The sequence below is a fragment of the Stenotrophomonas panacihumi genome (genome assembly GCF_001431645.1).
GTDB classification, from domain to species: Bacteria; Pseudomonadota; Gammaproteobacteria; order Xanthomonadales; family Xanthomonadaceae; genus Stenotrophomonas_A; species Stenotrophomonas_A panacihumi.
On the sequence record NZ_LLXU01000120.1, the window covers coordinates 16,213 to 33,330 of the forward strand.

A 17,118-nucleotide genomic window follows, 5' to 3' on the forward strand; every position below is an offset into this window, starting at 1 on the left:
GGATCGGGTTAACCGGTCAGCACTTGCCGTCGCTGCACTTGTTGGCGGTGTCTTCCACCTTTTCGCCGGCCTTCTGCACATCCTTGCCGGCACCGGCCACGGTGTTGCAGCCGCTCAGCAGGCCCACGGAAAACAGCGCAAGCATCGCCAGGGTGATCAGTCGCTTCATGTCCTTCTCCGGTCGGCGCGGCCCTGCGGAAAGTCAGGCGGGCCGCTTGGCGCACAATCTGACTTTCCGACCGTCGAGCGGATGTGAACGCGGTCGGCTTCGTCAAAGCCCCGGGCGGGAAGCGTTCAGCCAGCGGCGTCAGTCGCGCATCAGCGTCGATTTGCCGAACAGGCTTTCCACCAGGTCCACCGCCAGTTCCGCGGTGAGGTTGCGGTTGTCGATGACCGGGTTGAGTTCGACGATGTCCAGCGAACCCAGTCGCCCGGTGTCGGCGATCATCTCCATCACCAGCTGCGCCTCGCGATAGTTCGGGCCACCGGGCACCGTGGTGCCGACGCCGGGCGCGATGCTCGGGTCGAGGAAATCGACATCGAAGCTGACGTGCAGGTGGGTGTCCTCGTCGAGGCCGGCGAGCGCGGCTTCCACCGTGCGCTTCATGCCGTTCTCGTCGATGTAGCGCATGTCGTAGACATCGATGCGGTGCTGCTTGATCAGCCGCTTCTCTTCCGGGTCCACCGAGCGGATGCCGATCTGGCGGACCTGCTCGGGCTGCAGCGCGGGCGCATCGCCGCCGAGATGGGTGAGCTCGCGCGGGCCCAGGCCGCACAGGCAGGCCACCGGCATGCCGTGCACGTTGCCCGAAGGCGTGACCTCGCTGGTGTTGAAATCCGAGTGCGCGTCCAGCCACAGCACGCGCAGTTTGCGGCCCTGCGCGCGGCACCAGCGCGAGACCGCGGTGATCGAGCCCATCGCCAGGCAGTGGTCGCCGCCGAGCATGATCGGCATGCGGCCGTCGGCCAGCTCGGCGTAGGTGGCCTCCATCAGCGCGCGGTTCCAGTCCACCACTTCCTGCAGATGCCGGTAGCCGGCGACCGGCGCGGCCCACGGGTTGCGCGGGCCGTCGATGTTGCCGATGTCGCGCACGTCCACGCCGCGTGCGACCAGCGCCTCGCCCAGGCCCGCGATGCGCAGCGCCTCGGGCCCCATGCGGGCGCCGCGATGGCCGGCACCGATGTCGGTGGGCACGCCGATCAGGGACACGGGGGGATAGCGGGTGGACATTCCTTGGCTCCGTTCAGTGCGATGCGGGACAAGGAGTCTAGACGCCGGGCGAAAAAGCGCCTGCGGCGATGCAGCAGCGCGGGGCGTTGAAGGGCGCGTTTTGCGGGCGGGGGAAGTGGTGCCGCTTATCCGAATCGAACGGATGACCTACTGTTTACAAGACAGTTGCTCTACCAACTGAGCTAAAGCGGCACGTCGCCTGCGACGGGCGCGGGCATTCTAGCGCAGCGCCGCGCAGTCCAGCGATCGCTGGCCGAGCACGGACAGCGCGCGTAGCCGGGCCTCGTCCGCGCCGGCGCGCGCTTCGATCCACCAGCGCGAGCCGGTGGCGCCGCCACTGGGCACCACCTCGGCGCGGAAGCCGGCCGCGGCCAGTTCGGACTGGCGCCGCTCGGCGCCCTCGCGGCTGCGGTACTGGCCGAGCGCGATGTCGTTCTGCGTGCCGTTGCCGACGATGTAGTAGTCGCTCAGCCCCGCCGCCTTGATCTTCGCCACGGCGGCCTGGGCGGCCTCGCGGTCACCGACGCCGGTGAGCATCACCTTGAAGCTGCTGGCCTCGGCCACCTCGCGCACGCGCGGCGTGCGCAAGGCCTCGCCGGCGGCATTGCGCGCGGCCTCGGCGGCGGCCTGGTTCGGGAACGGCCCCAGGCGCAGGCAACGCTCGGCAGGCGACGGCACCACCGGCTTGGCCGGCGCGGCAGCCGCTTGCGGAGTGGGCGCGGCCGGTGCGGCGGCGGCCTGCACGCGCGGCGGATCGATCTGCTGCAGCGAGGCCACGCCTCCGCTGACGGCCGGCGGCGGTGCGGGCGGGCTCGCGGCCGGTCGCGTCGCCCACCACAGGGCGACACCGGCGTTGAGGATGGCGAGCACGACGATCAGGGCGCGGACATACATGCGGCGATTCTAACCAGCCCGGGCCGCGTGGCGACCAGCCAGGTCAGTCGGCGGCGGTCGGATGATGCGCGGCCCATACCGCCAGGCCGTCGAGCACCAGCGAAGGATGATGTTCGGCGCCGGGCAGCAGCGGCAGCAGCGCCGGCGCGCCACCCCCATGCAGCAGCAGGCGTACCGGAGCCAGATCGAGGCTGGCCTGCTGCAGGCTGCGTTCGATCAGGGCCACCGCCGCGCCATCGCAACCGGACGCCAGCGCGTCGGCGGTGTCGTTGGCGAACTCGGCGTAGTCGCCGCCGCTGGCCGGCAACTGCGCGGCACGCTGGTGCAGGGCTTCGCGCATGGTGGTGGGCGAGGCACTGATGCGGCCGCCGCGATGCAGGCCGTCGGCGTCCATCAGGTCCACGGTCAACGCGGTGCCGACGCCTGCCACCAACACCGAGCCGAGCGCGCGCGCGCCAAGCAGGGCGAGGAAGCGATCCACGCCGAATTTTTCCGGCTGCGCGTAGGCCACGCGCACGCCCGCGCATTCGGCCAGCGTGCGCGCGATGCGGACATGGGTGAAGCGTTCGCGCAGGTGCGCGATGACATCGGCGGTGAGCGCCGGCGCGGCGACGCTGGCCACCCAGGCGGTGCCGCCGGAAGGCAGCGCGGCGGCGATGTCGGCCGACATCGCCTGCACGCCGTGCGCCCAGGCCTGCACGTCGCCGGCGCGGCCATCGCTGCGCAGCGGCGCGAATTTGAAACGGGAATTGCCCAGGTCGAACAGCCAATCGCTCATGCGGGTCTCACGCTCACTTCGCCGGCATGGAACAGGCGTTCGCCGGCGTCCAGGCGCACGCGCAGCGCGCCGTCGGGCGCCAGGCCCTGCGCGATGCCTTCATGGAAATGTCCGGCCTCCTCCACGCGCACGCGCCGGCCGGCCAGCACGTCGAGCGCGGCGTAGCGCGGCAGGAACGGCGCCAGCCCCTGGACTTCGAACAGCGCCAGCGCCGGCAGCAGCTGCGCGAGCAGCGCGGCGACGATGTCGTTGCGCGACACCGGTGCGCCGGCCAGCGTGTCCAGGTCCACCCAGGGCTGGCCGATGCCGGTGGCGAAGGCTTCGGGCATATGCACGTTGACGCCCAGGCCAATCACCGCACGCGCCGGGCCGGCCACTTCGCCGCCGCCTTCGATGAGCAGGCCGCCGAGCTTGCGGTCGCCGGCGAGCAGGTCGTTCGGCCACTTCAACCCGACATCGGCGAAACCACAGCCGCGCAGCGCCTCGGCCGCGGCCACGCCAACGGCCAGGCTGAGGCCCGCCAGTTGCGCCAGCCCGCCGCCGAAGCCACGCGACAGCGAGAGATAGATATGCGCCGCCAGCGGCGAGGCCCATTGGCGGCCCCGCCGGCCACGGCCACCGGTCTGGCGTTCGGCCAACAGCACCGCGGCGCCCTGCGCCGGCACGGGCCGGGCGAGGAGTTCGGTATTGGTGGAGTCCACGGTCCAGGCGATTTCGAGGCGGTCGAGCGCGGCGGCGGCCTCGGCCGGCAGCGCGGCCACGATGCGGTCGTGGTCGAGCAGTTCGACCGGATAGCCCAGGCCATAGCCCTCGCCGGCCCGGCCCTGGATATCGATGCCGGCCGCGCGCAGGTTCTGGATACGCTTCCATACGGCGGCCCGGGTCAGGCCGAAATCGCGCGCCAGGGCATCCCCGGACAGGCGGCCGAGGGCTAGCCGGGCCAGTAATGCGCGATCGTCCACGACCTCTCCGAAACACTCCGCCCGCAGGGCAAACGGCGGAATTATGGGGCAAGCGACCGGGGTCGCCCAGCGCCGCTTGCCAGCCGGCGTGAAAAGCGCGTTAGAATCGGGCGCTTGGGCCCCCCTTCCGGGATGTCGACGATGCGCCGATCCGCCTGCTTGCTCCTCCTGCTGACCCCGGCCGTGGCCTGGGCGTCCGGCGGCATGGCCGCGGCGGACCATGGCACCTGCGTGACGCCGGGCTCGGCGGCACATGGTCCTGCGCCCGACGTCGTGCCCGTGCCGCCATCGCATTCGCCGGGCCATCGCCCGACGACGATCACGCCCAGCGGCGGTGGCGATGACAGCGAACTGCTGCCGCCGCGCGGCCGCATGCCGAAATGGCACAGCTTCCTGCCGGGCATGTTCCGCTGATCCAGCGTTTGCTGGGCTGGCTGCGCCGCCCGCCTCCGACGATCGACGACGCAACGTGGGCCCAGGCCCGCGCGCACTGTCCGTGGATCGACGCCCTCGATGCCGCACGCGAAGAGAAGTTGCGTGCGCTGGTCGCGCGGTTCCTGCACGAGAAGACGATCTCGCCAGTCGACGGGCTGGCGCTGGAGGCATGGCAGGTCGTGCTGCTCGCCGCGATGTGCTGCTTGCCGCTGCTGGAAGTCGGCCCGGGCGGATGGCGCGGCTGGTCGCAGCTGATCATCTACCCGGATGCCTTTCGCGTGCACCGCAGCCATGTCGATGCAGCCGGCGTGTTGCACGAGTGGGAGGACGAACTGATCGGCGAGGCGTGGGACCAGGGGCCACTGATCCTGTCGTGGGCCGACGTGCAGGCCGATCTCGCCGAGCCGCATGCCGGCTACCACGTCGCCGTGCACGAGATGGCGCACAAGCTCGACGTGCTCGATGGCGCGCTGGATGGCACCCCGCCGTTGCCGCGCGAGTGGCAGCGGGAATGGGCGAAGGATTTCCAGGAAGCGTACGACGCATTCTGCCAGCGCGTGGATGCCGGCAAACGCACGCGCATCGACGCGTATGCGGCCGAGGCGCCGGAGGAATTCTTCGCGGTGGTCAGCGAATACCACTTCTCCGCGCCAGGCGTGCTGGCCGAGGCGATGCCGAAGGTCGCCGAGCACCTGCGCAGGTATTACGGCGCGTCGCCATTCGAAGGGCGCGGCTGAAAGACCCTGCGTTTACAGCCCCGGCGGCAACGTCACTTCGAACCGCGCGCCACCCAGTTCCTGCGAGCGGGTCACGTGCAGCTCGCCGCGATAACCCCTCACCAGGTCCTGCACGATCGACAGCCCGATGCCGTGGCCCTGCACGCGCTCGTCGCCGCGCACGCCACGCTGCAGGATCTTCGCCACCGCTTCCGGCGCGATGCCCGGGCCATCGTCGTCCACCGCCAGCATCAGGCCCGCCCGCTTGCTGCTGCCCGCACCGGCCGTCGGCCTGGCGGTGAGCAGCACGCGGCTGCGCGCCCACTTGAAGGCATTCTCCAGCAGGTTGCCGAGAAGCTCCTGCAGGTCGCCTGGCTCGCCGTAGAAACGCGCGTTCGGGTCGATCTCGAACTCGCACAGCACGCCCTTGGTCGCATAGACCTTCTCCAGGCCGCGTACGATTTCCTCGGCGTTGGATTCGATCGGCACGGGCGCGGCGAACAGCTTGTGGCCGCTGGAGGCTGCGCGCGCCAGTTGGTAGGAGACGAGATTGTTCATGCGCCGCAGCTGCACGTCGAACTCCTCGCGCAGGTCGGCATCGCCGGCGCCGCTGTCCAACTGCGTGCGCAGTACCGCCAGCGGCGTCTTCAGGCTGTGCGCGAGGTCGGCCAGCGTGTTGCGCTGGCGGTCGAGGTTCTCGCGCTCGCTTTCGATGAAGGCGTTGATGCTGTCGGTGAGCGGCTCCAGCTCGCGCGGATGGTGCTCGGTCATGCGCAGCGCTTCACCGCGCTGCACCTTGCTGAGCTCGTTCACCACGCGTCGCAGCGGCCGCAGGCTCCACTGCAGGATGAAGGTTTGCAGCAGCAGCAGGAAGATGCCGGTGATGCCCAGGTAGAACCACACCGCGCTGCGGAACACGCGCAGCTGCGCCCCCAGCGAGCGCGCATCCTCCATCACGTAGATGGTGTACGGAATCTCGTGGCCGGGCTCGGGTTCGTAGATCACGCCCTGCCCGTAGCGATAGACCTGGCCCTTGCTGCCGTCGATCTGCACCATGTCCAGCGGGCCGGTGAACTCTTCCTGGCGCGGGCCGAGCATCGGGCCGGATACCGGCAATACCGGGCCTTCGGCCGACATCGACGACCAGCGTTCGTCCGGACGGATGACTTCGGCATACAACCCGCCGCCGGGGACGTCGAAGCGCGCGTCCGGCGACTGCTCGCGGATATACAGCGAGCCATCGCGCAGGAAGTCGATGCTGCCGTTGTAGGCGGTGGCGTAGTTTTTCAGGCGGCTGCGCAGGTTATCCATCGCCGTGTCGGCGAAGGCGGCATCCAGCGCGTAGCCGGCCAGCGCGAGGAAGGCCACCAGGCTGATACTGGCGGCCAGCAACTGGCGTGCCTGCAGCGAGCGCGGCCGCCAACGCTTGAACCACCGAAGACGGACGCTCACGCTGCTGTCTGTTCCGTGACGCGAGGGATCAGCCCTCGGTGCGCGGGATCGCGAAGCGGTAGCCGCGGCCGCGCACGGTCTCGATCGGCTTCAGTTCGCCGTCCGGATCCAGCTTCTTGCGCAGGCGGCCGATGAAGACCTCCAGCACGTTCGAGTCGCGGTCGAAGTCCTGCTGGTAGATGTGCTCGGTGAGGTCGGCCTTGGAGACCAGTTCACCGGCATGCATCATCAGGTACTCCAGCACCTTGTACTCGTAGCTGGTGAGGTCGACATTGCTGCCGTTGACGCTGACCGTCTGCGCGGCCAGGTCCAGCGCGACCGGGCCGCATTCCAGCGTGGGCTTGCTCCAGCCGGCGGCGCGGCGCAGCAGCGCGTTGACGCGGGCGAGCAGCTCTTCGACATGGAACGGCTTGACCAGGTAATCGTCGGCGCCCTGCTTGAGGCCTTCGACCTTGTCCTGCCAGCTGGAACGCGCGGTGAGGATCAGCACCGGGAATTTCTTGCCCTCGTCGCGGAGCGCCTTGATCAGCTCCATGCCCGACATCTTCGGCAGGCCCAGGTCGATGATGCCGACGTCGAACGGCACCTCGCGGCCCATGTACAGGCCCTCCTCGCCATCCTGCGCCGCATCGACCGCGAAGCCTTCGCGCTTGAGGCGCGCGGCAAGGGTCTCGCGCAGGGGGGCTTCGTCTTCGACCAGAAGGATACGCATGAACTCTCCCTAGTTACGTTTGGCTGGCCGGCGGCCAGGGGAAACTGAAGTGGTTAAGCCACTATCGCCAGTCACGGGTTATCGCCGCGTGGTGGCGTCGCCGGTTCGACCGGGCGTGGAGCGCGCGGCGGGGCGCGGTCCGGTGCCGGATCGTCCATGTAGCGGACGCGGCCACGGTCATCCATGTACTTCACACGGTTGATGTTGCGTCCGTCGAAAGGCACCTGCTCGGCGCCGAGGATCTGCCCGCCGGTCGTGCGCTGCACGCGGCGGATGGCGTCGGACAGCGAACGGCCGTCCGCATTGCCGGCGCGCCCGCCACTCCGGGGAAACGCATCGCGCGCCTCGGGGGGGCCGCGGTCCTGCGCCGCCACGGCAGGCAGGGCGGCCAGCGCCAGCGCGGCGGCCACTGCGAGACTCGAAAGGCGGAGGGAAGCAAGCGTCACGGCCAGAATCCTAGCGGAGCGGGAGAAATCGTTCAAAAATCGTGAAAGCCGGATTCCGCGGCAGTGCCGAGGAACCCCAGAAAACGAGGCAAATTCTTGATTTTTCGGGGTGAATCCGATCTGAACTTTTCTGACCCGTCGCTCGCCTCGTTCAGACAAATGAACGATCAAGCATAGCCATTCTGTGACGCGTTGCAAGCTTCCGGCCTTGGCCGGAAGCCGCCTCAGGCCGCGACGCGGCGGCCCTGGGCTTCGGTGACGGCGAGCGCCTCGGCGACCAGCGACCAGTCGGCGCCGGGGCGATGCGCGCCTTCGCTGAGGATCTGGCGGAACGCGCGGCCGCCGGGTTGGCCGAGGAACAGCCCGAGGATATGGCGGGTGATGTGCTTGAGCGCGAGGCCTTTTTCCAGCTGCGCTTCGACGTAAGGACGCAGCGCGAGCAGCAATTCGCCGCGCGGGCGCGGCGCGGTGCCGGTGAGCGCGGCGTCGAGGCGATGCAGCACGTAGGGATCGTGATACGCGGCGCGGCCGAGCATCACGCCATCGACGTGCGTCAGGTGCGCCTGCGCGGCTTCAACTTCGGCGATGCCGCCGTTGAGCACGACCGGCAGCTGCGGGCGCTCCTGCTTGAGGCGATAGGCCCAGTCATAGCGGAGCGGCGGGATTTCGCGGTTTTCCTTGGGCGAAAGCCCCTTCAGCCATGCATTGCGCGCGTGCACGACGACCATGCGGCTGCCGGCACGGACGACCTGGTCGACGAAGTCGGCGAAGACGTCGTAGTCGTTGTCCTCATCCACGCCGAGGCGGCATTTCACCGTGACGGGAATGGTCGTGGCTTCCGACATCGCCGCCACGCACTCGGCCACCAGCGACGGCTCGCGCATCAGGCAGGCGCCGAAACGGCCGGCCTGCACGCGGTCGGACGGGCAACCGCAATTGAGGTTGACCTCGACGTAGCCCCACTCACCGGCGATGCGCGCGGCCTGGGCGAGCAGTTCCGGTTCGCTGCCGCCGAGCTGCAGGGCCAGGGGCTGTTCTGTGGGGTCGAAGCCGAGCAGGCGCTCGCGGTCGCCATGCATCACCGCGTTGGCGTGGACCATCTCGGTGTACAGGCGCGCCGACGGCGCCAGCAGTCGGTGGAAGACGCGGCAATGGCGGTCGGTCCAGTCCATCATGGGGGCCACGGACAGGCGCAGGGAATCGTCGTAGCGCTGCGCGGCGCTGGCAGGGGAGAGCGAGGAAGCCATGCCGCCATTCTACCGGGACGTACCCGCATCGCCCGACCGGGCCGTTCAGCCGCCCCGTCTGTAGGGCAACGCCGCGCACCTGCGTCCTGCTCAACCTGCATTCGAACGATCGCATGGAGGCCGCGCGCCGCCGACACGAAAGTCTCTCCGTCGTCGCGTGCCACGGCGGGGCAGGCATCCCGGCGGCAATCCTCGAAGAATGCATAAGGAGCAATGCAATGCGAGTACTGAGCAAACAGGACATCGCCGCGGTGGCGGGTGGCAAGCTGGAGTGCAGCGTCGGCATCCCGTCCGGCGTGTCCTGCAAGGGTAGCCCCGGCGATTTCAGGAACGCCGGCATGCGGCTGTGGGCCCTGAGCGCCACCAACCCCGTCAGCGGGCCCGGCATCGTCATGCGGATCTACAGGCGCCTGAGCTGACCCTCCTGGCCCGGGGCCTCGGCCCCGGGCTTAACGGATAGGCCTGATGCGTGTTGCGTTTGATTCCAGGAACGTCGAATCACGCCGCCGCAGCGTCGTAAGCCACCCGTGCCTCGCGAATCTGCGGATGCGCCTGCTTCGCCCATTCGATCAACGCACCCAGCGGCACCAGCATCGAACGCCCCAACGGCGACAGCTGGTACTCCACGCTCGGCGGCTTGGTCGGGTGCACGTGGCGGGTCAGCAGGCCATCGCGCTCGAGATCCCGCAGGCCCTGCGTGAGCATGCGCTTGGAGATATCAGGCAACGCGCGATGCAACTCGCCGAAGCGCAGCGGGCCCGTGCCCAGTGCCTCCAGGATCAGCGTGGTCCATTTCGCGGCCACACGGTCGAGCACATCGCGTACGGGGCAATCGTTGATGTCCATGTCGGCGAACAATGGGCGGGCGCGGAGCGGGGAAACAGCCATGGGTGGTTCCTTCTGGGTAACCAGGGGCGGAGAAACTGCCTTCTTGCGCCGCCCGATGCGGTCTCTATTCTAGACCAACACCCGCTTTCGACCCCACTGGAGCTCCTCATGGCCACTCCCCGTTACCTCGTCACTGCCGCTACCGGCCAACTGGGCCGCCTCGTCGTCGCCGAACTGCTGCAACGCGTTCCCGCCACCGAGCTGGCCGTTGCCGTGCGCGACCCGGCCAAGGCTGCCGACTTCGCCGCCCAGGGCGTAAGCGTGCGCCAGGCCGACTACACCGACCCGGCCTCGCTGGAAGCCGCCTTCGCCGGCATCGAGCGCGTGTTGCTGATCTCTTCCAATGCCGTCGGCCAGCGCCGTGAACAGCATCGGCAGGCCATCGATGCCGCCAAGCGCGCCGGGGTGAAGCATGTCGCGTACACCAGCCTGCTGCATGCCGATACCAGCCCGCTGGGGCTCGGTGAGGAACATCGCGATACCGAAACCGCGCTGCGCGAGTCGGGCCTGGCTTACTCGCTACTGCGTAACGGTTGGTATACCGAAAACCTCACCGGCACGGCCAAGCAGGAAGTCGAGCATGGCGTGCGGGCAGGCAGCGCGGCGCAGGGCCGTTTCAGTACGGCATCGCGCGCGGATTACGCGGCGGCCGCGGCCATCGTGCTGACCAGCGCGCACCCGGCACAGGTCTACGAACTGGCAGGCGATGACAGCTTCACTTTGACGGAATACGCAGCGGCGCTGTCGCGCCTTTCCGGCAAGACGGTGCAGTACCAGGACCTGCCGGAAGCGGAGTACCGCCAGCTGCTGGAGCAGGTCGGCCTGCCGCCGCCGGTGGCCGCGTTGCTGTCCGATTCCGATGCCGGCGCCGCGAAGGGCGGGCTGTTCGATGACAGCCACACGTTGAGCCGGCTGATTGGGCGGGCGACGACTTCGCTGGATGCCACGTTGAAGGCTGCGCTGCAGTAAGGAGCTCGCGCTAACCGATCACCCTGCGGAACGGCGGCAGCGCATCGATGATGCGGCGGCCATAGCGTCGCGTCAGCAGGCGCGAATCGAGGATGATCACGCGGCCGTGGTCGCTGGACGTGCGGATCAGGCGGCCAGCGAACTGCGTCAGCGTCCGCAGCGCGTGCGGAATCGCGATCAGGTTGAACGCATTGTGGCCGCGGCTTTCCAGCCACTCGCCCAGCGTCGCGGTCTGCGGATCGGTCGGCACCGCGAACGGCACCTGCGTGATCACCACCGTCGTGCAAGCCTCGCCCGGCAGGTCCAGGCCTTCGCCGAAAGAGTTGAGCCCGAACAGCACCGACCCCTCGCCCGCGGCGATGCGCCGCAGGTGCTCGGCGATCACCTGGGACTTGTTGCCCTCGCCCTGCACCAGCACGCGATTGCGCTGGGTGATCGGCAGCAGGTCGGCGACCTTCTCCATCTTCCAGCGCGAAGTGAACAGCACCATGCTGCCCTTGCCCCAGTCGAGTTCGCGCACCAGGTAACGCGCGACTTCCTTCGGATGTCCTTCGCGGTCGTCCGGCGTCACCGGGAAATTCGGTACGACCAGCTCGGCCTGGTTGAACAGGTCGAACGGCGAATCCAGCGACACCATCTCCGCGTGCTCCGGCAGGCCGGTGTCGATGGCGAACGACTGGAAATCACCGCCGCCGGTCAGCGTGGCGGAGGTCATCACCACCGAATCGACTTCGTTCCACAGCAGCGAACGCAGCACATGCGCGGCCGAGACCGGCGAGCAATGGCAGATCAGGTCGCCTTCGCGCGAGAGCGTGACCCAGCGCGCCATCGGCGGCTGGCCTTCCTTGTCCTCGCGACGCCAGCCACTCCACAGCGCGTGCTGCTGTTCCACCATCTCCAGCGCCAAGCCGAAGCTGCGCTGCAGGCGCTCGCGTGCGGTGTCTTCCGGCTTGCCCTTGGCCACCAGCCCATGCGCGGCATGCACCCAGTTGAGCAGCGCACGCGTCTGCTCGCCGAGTTCCTCGATCGCCGGCCCCCAGGCCGAAGGCAGCTGGCCGTTCGGGGCGCGCCACATCGGGTCGCGGTCCGAAGCATCCGGCGTCCAGGTCCGGCTGACCTCGCCATGGAAGGCCTTCAGCCGCTTGGCGACATCGGACGCCAGCTCCACCGCCTCGTTCGGCAGCAGCGTGCCGATGCGATCCTTGTCCACCGCGCGATACGCGGCGGCGATGAGGATCTGCAGGCGGCCGGTGCGCTTGGCCATGTCGTCCAGCGGCAGGTTGGCCGCGCCCTGGTCGATGGCCACGCCGGCGACGTGATGGCCTTCGTCCAGCACCAGCAGCATGTCCGAGGGCGCGGCGATCAACGGCTGGCCGTTCTCCGCATCGCCCAGCTGCAAGGTGGAGAGCAGCAGCGCATGGTTGGTGACCACGATCTGCGCTTCGCGCACATCGGTACGCGCACGCAGCACGGGGCATTGCGTGGCGAAGCTGCAGCGACGCCCCGCGCAGCCGGAGGCCGGCGTGGTGATGCGCAGGCGCAGCGGCACCGAGACCGGCTCGGGCGCCTGGTCGAGGTCGCCGTTCCACGCCTGTTGCGTATAGGCCTTGGCCAGGCGCCGCGCGACTTCGGTATCGGCCGGGCTCAGCGGGCGGTCGTAGACGGCATGCGCGTCCTCGAACATCGCTTCCTGGCTGGTCTCGCCCTGCAGCTCGGCGGCGTTGCGCGTGCACAGGTACCGGGTACGGCCCTTGGCCAGCGCCACGCTCGCCTGCAGGCCGGTGGCCTTGAGGAAGGCCGGGATATCGCGCTCCACCAGCTGCGATTGCAATGCCACGGTGCCGGTGCTGATCACCAGCTTCTTCTTCGACGCCAGCGCGATGGGCACGCCGGCAGTGAGGTAGCCCAGGCTCTTGCCGACGCCGGTCGGCGCCTCGGCCACCGCCACGCCACCGGAGGTCGCGAGCGCGCGCGACACCACGCCGATCATGCGGCTCTGCGAACGGCGCGTGGTGAACCCGGGGGTGTTGGCCTGCAGGCGCGTATAGGCGTCGCGGATGCTCGCCTTGAGGGTTTCGTCGAGTTGGCGATTGCCGGCGGGCTTGGCCGCGGCGTCCGCCGTCGGTGCGGCCACTGCTTCATTCATGCGGGCATTTTCTCATGCCCGCGTCGCAACGCGTGGGACAAACGGTTCAGTCGAGCACCGGCGCGGCCGGCGGCGTACGCGCCAGGGCCCAGCAGAGCAGCAGCAGACCGCCGGCCAGCAGCAGGTGCACCACCAGGCCGCAGGCCCGCATGATCGGCGCCAGCTGCACCAGCGAAGTCGCCCCGCCCTGGCTCAGCAAGGCCATCGGCAACATGTTCAGCAGCGCATCGACGAGCACGCTGGCCAGGCACAACGACAGCCCGAAGAACCCCATGCGCCGCGACGGCGTGCCGCGCGCACGCAGCAGCAGCGACATGCCCACCGCGATCGCGACGAACATCGGCAGGCGCCAGAGCAGGGCATCGACCAGGGCGAGCAGGGCGGCCATCACCATCGGTCAGTCCTCCCCCACCAGCACGCGGCCATGCGCGCGCAGGTCGGCGTAGATCTCTTCGGTGCGCGGACGCGTCCCGTGCCAGAGCTCGAAGGCTTCGGCCGCCTGCTCCACCAGCATGCCGAGGCCGTCGATCACGTCGCGGCACTGCGCCGCACGTGCCCAGGCCAGGAAGCCGATCGCCGCCTCGCCGTAATTGAGGTCCACCGCGGCGGTCAGGCTGTCCACCAGCGAGAGCGGCAAGACGAAGGCGCCCTCCTCCTGCCGGCCAGCGGCGGTGGCGTTGACGATCAGCTCGAAATCGCCGAGTTCGTGCAGGTCTTCCCAATAGCGCGTGTAGGCGCGGCCCGGCTCGCCAAGCGCATCGGCCAGCGCGTCGGCGCGGGCCGGGCTGCGATTGACGATGACCATGTCGCGCACGCCGGCATCCAGCAGCGCCGGCGCCACGCCGCGCGCGGCGCCGCCGGCACCGAGCAGCAGCACCCGGCGGCCGCGCAGGTCCAGGCCATGGCGCTCGGTGAGGTCGCGGACCAGGCCGGCGCCATCGGTGTTGTCGCCGAACCAACCGTCTTCGCGTCGCACCAGCGTGTTCACCGCGCCGGCACGCACCGCCCGCTCGCTGCGGCTGGCCGCCAGCGCATGGGCGTCTTCCTTCAGCGGCAGGGTCACGTTGGCGCCCTGGCCGCCGCGCGCGGCGAACTGCGCCAGCGCCTGCGCGAACTGCGAAGGCTCGGCGTCGATGGCCACGTACTCCAGGGCGATGCCGAGCTGGCGCCCGAACGCGGCGTGGATGCGCGGCGACAGCGAATGGGCGACGGGGTGGCCGAACACGGCGAAGCGGGACGGGGTCATGGGGCCTCTCGGGTTGGCTAGACTGGGGCGCTTCGACTTCGGGGAAACGGACATGCGCTTCCGGCTGCCACTGCTCGCGCTCGCAGCGAGTCTACTCTGTGTGTCCACGGCCTCGGGGCTGTCCGAGTTCGGGATCGAGGGCATGGGCGTGGTCTCCACGCCGGCCAACGAGGTCCGCGGCACGGTCGCGCCGGACGGCCAGCGTATCGTCTGGGGCAGCACCGACCGTACCGGCGGCGCCGGCGGTTGGGACCTGTGGCAGGCCACGTTGCGCGATGGCCGCTGGCAGGACGCCAGGCCGCTGCCGGTCAACTCGCCGGCCAACGACTTCGACCCGTTCTTCAGCCCGGACGGCCGCTGGCTGTACTTCTTCTCCAACCGCAAGGGCGGCCGCGGCGGCGATGACCTGTATCGCGCGCCCGTGCTGGCCGACGGCGGCTTCGGGCCGGCGGAAAACCTCGGCGCGGGCGTGAACACGCGCGGCGACGAGTGGGCGCCGACGGTGTCCGCCGATGGCCAGCGCCTGCTGTTCGCCAGCGATGGCCACGGGGGCGCGGGGCGGCATGACCTGTTCGTGGCGCGCTGGGATGGCCAGGCGTTCGTTGACCCGCAACCGGTGCCCGGCCTGGCGAGCGCACAGGATGAGTTCGATGCGGCATGGCTGGCCGATGGCCGCGCCATCGTGTTCGCCCGCTCGGACGATCCGGCCAAGCAGCCGACACGGCTATGGATCGCGCAGTGCCAGCAGGGGCGTTACGTCGACCCGCAGCCGCTGGCGCTATCGTTCAACGACGCGCAAGGCACCACGCTGGGGCCGGTGGTCGATGCCAGCAAGCCGGGCGAGCTGCTGGTCAGCGGGAGTGCGCGGGCGCCCAAGGCCGGCAAGCTCGACGTCTATCGGATGAAGGCCCCCGCGGCCACGGGCGACGCGAGCTGCATCACCCGCTGAAGGCGGCCATGCGGCACACGGCAGTTTGAATTCGCATCGCAACCGGTCCGTGCCCGCCGACACATGCGTGATGCGCTGTGCGTCTCCTATCATGCTCCCTTGGGTCCACGTGCCGACCGGCCAGGATGGCCACGGGAAGGGTGAATGATGTTCTGGGATTGGCGCTGGTTCGTGGTGCCGGGCAGTGCGTTGTGCGTGCTGCCGCTGGTGCTGCTGTTTGGCGCGGCGCTATGGCCACAGGTGGAGGCGCGCCAGGCGGTGCTGCGCTGGTGGGCGGCGGTGGCAGTGGGCGTGCTGCTGGCGGCAGGCAGCAAGATCGCTTTCTACGGTTGGGGAACGGGCGTTCGCGCCTGGGACCTCACCTGCTTCAGCGGCCACACGGTGCTGGGGTTTTCGCTGTGGCCGGTGGCGGTGGCGGTGTTGGTGCCGGCGCGGCAGCTTCGCTTGCGCCAGCTGGCAGTTCTCGCTGGCGTGGTGTTCGCCTTGCTCATCGCCATCTCGCGCGTGAAGCTGCGGGCACATCCGGTATCGGAAGTGATTGCCGGCGTGATGCTGGGCGGCGTGGTGGCGGCCATCGGCCTGCATGCACTGTGGCGCCACGCGTTTGCACCGCGGATCACGGGCACGGTATTCGCGCTGCTCGTGTTGGGTGCAGGCCTCTACGCCCTCCCCGGCTGGCGCTTTCCCATGCTGCCGACGGAGCGTTGGCTTGCCCGCACCGGTGCGGCGCTTGCAGGTCGTGACGCGCCCGTGGACCGACGTCGATGGCGTGACGTGAGCATTCTTTCACCGGCGACGGAAACCTCTCTGTCACGATGATCCCCGACAGTGGCGCCAACGAAGCGCCGCCACGGGAGAATGACATGCTTTGGTTTTTTGCCGGGCTCTCGCTGGGAACCTGCTTGGGTGCAGTCGTTGTCGGCCTGTGCCTCTCGGCCTCGGGGCGCAGGCCCCAGCCTGCGCGCATCCGCCGCGTACCCGCGCATCCGTTCCAGACGCGGGTCTAGACCTTCGCCAGCCTCAGCCCGCGCCGCAGTGCGCGGGGCCCAGCGACCACGCGGGCTGGTCGCGATGCCAGCGCCAGGCGCTGTCGATGATCGGCGCCAGCGTGGTCCATGTCGGCTGCCATCCCAACACCTCGCGCGCCTTGCGGCTGGAAGCGACGAGTCGCGCGGGATCACCCTGCCGCCGCGGCGCCATCTCGAACGGCACCGGCGTTCCGGTCACTTCGCCGGCGGTCGCGATGACTTCGCGCACGGAAAAGCCCTGTCCGTTGCCCAGGTTGAACGCGTGCGCACCGGCCTCGCGCGCGAGGAAATCCAGCGCCAGCCCATGGGCCTGCGCGAGATCCTCGACATGCACGTAGTCGCGCACGCAGGTACCGTCCGGCGTGTCGTAGTCGTCGCCGAACACCTTCAGCGTGGCGCCGCTGCCGAGGGCTGCGCGCAGCACATTCGGAATCAGGTGGGTTTCGCACAGGTGTGCCTCGCCGATGCCGTGCTGCGGCAGCGCGCCCGCGGCGTTGAAATAGCGCAACGCCACCGAGCGCAAGCCATACGCATGCGCGGCATCGGCCAGGATGCGCTCCACCATCAGCTTGGTCGCCCCGTACGGATTGATCGGCATGGTGGGATGCGACTCATCGATCAACGCGGATTCGGGATTGCCGAACACGGCCGCCGTGGAGGAGAACACCAGGCGTTCGACCCCGTGCTCACGCATGGCTTCGAGCAGGTTCAGCGTGCCGGCCACGTTGTTGCCGTAGTACGCATAGGGCTGGGCGACCGATTCGCCCACCAGCGAGCTGGCGCAGAAATGGATGACCGCATCGAAGCGACGGCTCGCGAACACGCGCGACAGCGCCGCGGGATCACGTAGGTCCGCTTCGATCAGTTCGCCCCACTTCACCGCACCCCGATGGCCGGTGGCCAGATTGTCGAGCACGGCCACCTGTTGGCCCCGCGCGTGCAGCCATTGCGCCATGTGGCTGCCGATGTAGCCGGCGCCCCCGCAGATCAGAATCATCCCCTGTTCCCCTTGCTTGTTA

Annotated in this window: 20 protein-coding genes and 1 tRNA gene; 6 read left to right on the plus strand and 15 right to left on the minus strand. The window is 69.3% G+C overall.

The genetic code is table 11. The features are described 5' to 3' along the window. Positions 1 to 16 precede the first annotated feature (16 nt). The 6 genes from ARC20_RS15230 to birA all read right to left on the minus strand — a co-directional run bounded on the left by ARC20_RS15230 (position 17) and on the right by birA (position 3,865). Positions 17 to 169 (minus strand): entericidin A/B family lipoprotein, encoded by a 153-nt coding sequence (locus ARC20_RS15230; protein WP_057648619.1) that lies wholly within the window; start codon positions 167 to 169, stop codon positions 17 to 19. A 138-nt stretch (positions 170 to 307) separates the two neighbouring features. Further along, a complete protein-coding gene (rocF, locus tag ARC20_RS15235) occupies positions 308 to 1,231 on the minus strand; it encodes an arginase (protein ID WP_057648621.1) in 924 nt (307 codons plus the stop codon). 116 nt (positions 1,232 to 1,347) lie between these two features. Continuing rightward, positions 1,348 to 1,423 (minus strand) — tRNA-Thr (locus ARC20_RS15240). A gap of 27 nt (positions 1,424 to 1,450) precedes the next feature. Beyond that, the gene (locus ARC20_RS15245; protein WP_057648622.1) at positions 1,451 to 2,125 is read right to left on the minus strand and encodes an SPOR domain-containing protein; all 675 of its coding nucleotides are present in this window, start codon (positions 2,123 to 2,125) and stop codon (positions 1,451 to 1,453) included. 43 nt (positions 2,126 to 2,168) lie between these two features. Continuing rightward, positions 2,169 to 2,903 (minus strand): type III pantothenate kinase, encoded by a 735-nt coding sequence (locus ARC20_RS15250; RefSeq protein WP_057648625.1) that lies wholly within the window; start codon positions 2,901 to 2,903, stop codon positions 2,169 to 2,171. Continuing rightward, on the minus strand, positions 2,900 to 3,865 hold the full coding sequence (gene birA, locus ARC20_RS15255) for a bifunctional biotin--[acetyl-CoA-carboxylase] ligase/biotin operon repressor BirA (protein ID WP_057648626.1): 966 nt from the start codon (positions 3,863 to 3,865) through the stop codon (positions 2,900 to 2,902). The genes ARC20_RS15250 and birA overlap by 4 nt, the downstream gene beginning before the upstream one ends. Positions 3,866 to 4,024: 159 nt before the next feature. Here birA and ARC20_RS15260 point away from each other — a divergent pair, with 159 nt between their 5' ends. Beyond that, complete coding sequence (locus ARC20_RS15260; RefSeq protein WP_237642606.1) at positions 4,025 to 4,279, plus strand: hypothetical protein; 255 nt, start codon at positions 4,025 to 4,027, stop codon at positions 4,277 to 4,279. Further along, a complete protein-coding gene (locus ARC20_RS15265; RefSeq protein ID WP_057648629.1) occupies positions 4,246 to 5,037 on the plus strand; it encodes a M90 family metallopeptidase in 792 nt (263 codons plus the stop codon). Before ARC20_RS15260 ends, ARC20_RS15265 begins: the two co-directional genes overlap by 34 nt. A 12-nt stretch (positions 5,038 to 5,049) precedes the next feature. Here ARC20_RS15265 and ARC20_RS15270 read toward each other — a convergent pair whose 3' ends face one another. From ARC20_RS15270 to dusA, 4 genes are all read right to left on the minus strand, one after another. Next, entirely contained in the window at positions 5,050 to 6,423 is a 1,374-nt protein-coding gene (locus ARC20_RS15270; RefSeq protein ID WP_181360147.1) for an ATP-binding protein, read from the minus strand. 73 nt (positions 6,424 to 6,496) lie between these two features. Then, positions 6,497 to 7,180, minus strand: coding sequence for a response regulator transcription factor (locus tag ARC20_RS15275; protein WP_057648635.1), 684 nt, complete (start codon positions 7,178 to 7,180; stop codon positions 6,497 to 6,499). A 71-nt stretch (positions 7,181 to 7,251) separates the two neighbouring features. Further along, positions 7,252 to 7,626 (minus strand): hypothetical protein, encoded by a 375-nt coding sequence (locus ARC20_RS18675; RefSeq protein WP_057648637.1) that lies wholly within the window; start codon positions 7,624 to 7,626, stop codon positions 7,252 to 7,254. A gap of 224 nt (positions 7,627 to 7,850) precedes the next feature. Further along, a complete protein-coding gene (gene dusA, locus ARC20_RS15285) occupies positions 7,851 to 8,873 on the minus strand; it encodes a tRNA dihydrouridine(20/20a) synthase DusA (RefSeq protein ID WP_057648639.1) in 1,023 nt (340 codons plus the stop codon). Positions 8,874 to 9,091: 218 nt separating this feature from the next. Here dusA and ARC20_RS15290 point away from each other — a divergent pair, with 218 nt between their 5' ends. Then, positions 9,092 to 9,292: a hypothetical protein gene (locus ARC20_RS15290; RefSeq protein WP_057648642.1), complete on the plus strand. Its 201-nt coding sequence runs from the start codon at positions 9,092 to 9,094 to the stop codon at positions 9,290 to 9,292. 79 nt (positions 9,293 to 9,371) lie between these two features. Here ARC20_RS15290 and ARC20_RS15295 read toward each other — a convergent pair whose 3' ends face one another. After that, positions 9,372 to 9,761, minus strand: coding sequence for a winged helix-turn-helix transcriptional regulator (locus ARC20_RS15295; protein WP_057648644.1), 390 nt, complete (start codon positions 9,759 to 9,761; stop codon positions 9,372 to 9,374). Between the two features lie 108 nt (positions 9,762 to 9,869). Here ARC20_RS15295 and ARC20_RS15300 point away from each other — a divergent pair, with 108 nt between their 5' ends. Continuing rightward, positions 9,870 to 10,730 carry an SDR family oxidoreductase gene (locus ARC20_RS15300; RefSeq protein ID WP_057648645.1) on the plus strand — a complete coding sequence of 287 codons (861 nt, stop codon included), beginning with the start codon at positions 9,870 to 9,872 and terminating at the stop codon, positions 10,728 to 10,730. A gap of 10 nt (positions 10,731 to 10,740) precedes the next feature. On the opposite strand, the gene dinG is transcribed toward ARC20_RS15300, so the two are convergent. The 3 genes from dinG to aroE are packed head-to-tail and all read right to left on the minus strand — an operon-like array spanning position 10,741 to position 14,122. Beyond that, positions 10,741 to 12,876, minus strand: a complete 2,136-nt coding sequence (dinG, locus tag ARC20_RS15305) for an ATP-dependent DNA helicase DinG (protein WP_057648647.1) — start codon at positions 12,874 to 12,876, stop codon at positions 10,741 to 10,743. 46 nt (positions 12,877 to 12,922) lie between these two features. Then, positions 12,923 to 13,270, minus strand: coding sequence for a hypothetical protein (locus ARC20_RS15310; RefSeq protein WP_057648649.1), 348 nt, complete (start codon positions 13,268 to 13,270; stop codon positions 12,923 to 12,925). A gap of 3 nt (positions 13,271 to 13,273) precedes the next feature. Continuing rightward, positions 13,274 to 14,122, minus strand: a complete 849-nt coding sequence (aroE, locus tag ARC20_RS15315; protein ID WP_057648651.1) for a shikimate dehydrogenase — start codon at positions 14,120 to 14,122, stop codon at positions 13,274 to 13,276. A gap of 52 nt (positions 14,123 to 14,174) precedes the next feature. Between aroE and ARC20_RS15320 the strand changes: the two genes are divergently transcribed. Both ARC20_RS15320 and ARC20_RS15325 read left to right on the plus strand, forming a co-directional pair. Beyond that, complete coding sequence (locus ARC20_RS15320) at positions 14,175 to 15,071, plus strand: TolB family protein (protein ID WP_057648654.1); 897 nt, start codon at positions 14,175 to 14,177, stop codon at positions 15,069 to 15,071. 144 nt (positions 15,072 to 15,215) lie between these two features. Beyond that, a complete protein-coding gene (locus ARC20_RS15325) occupies positions 15,216 to 15,890 on the plus strand; it encodes a phosphatase PAP2 family protein (protein ID WP_057648656.1) in 675 nt (224 codons plus the stop codon). Between the two features lie 201 nt (positions 15,891 to 16,091). Here the strand turns inward: ARC20_RS15325 and galE are convergent, their stop codons facing one another. Beyond that, on the minus strand, positions 16,092 to 17,096 hold the full coding sequence (gene galE / locus ARC20_RS15330) for a UDP-glucose 4-epimerase GalE (RefSeq protein ID WP_057648657.1): 1,005 nt from the start codon (positions 17,094 to 17,096) through the stop codon (positions 16,092 to 16,094). Between the last annotated feature and the right edge of the window lie 22 nt (positions 17,097 to 17,118).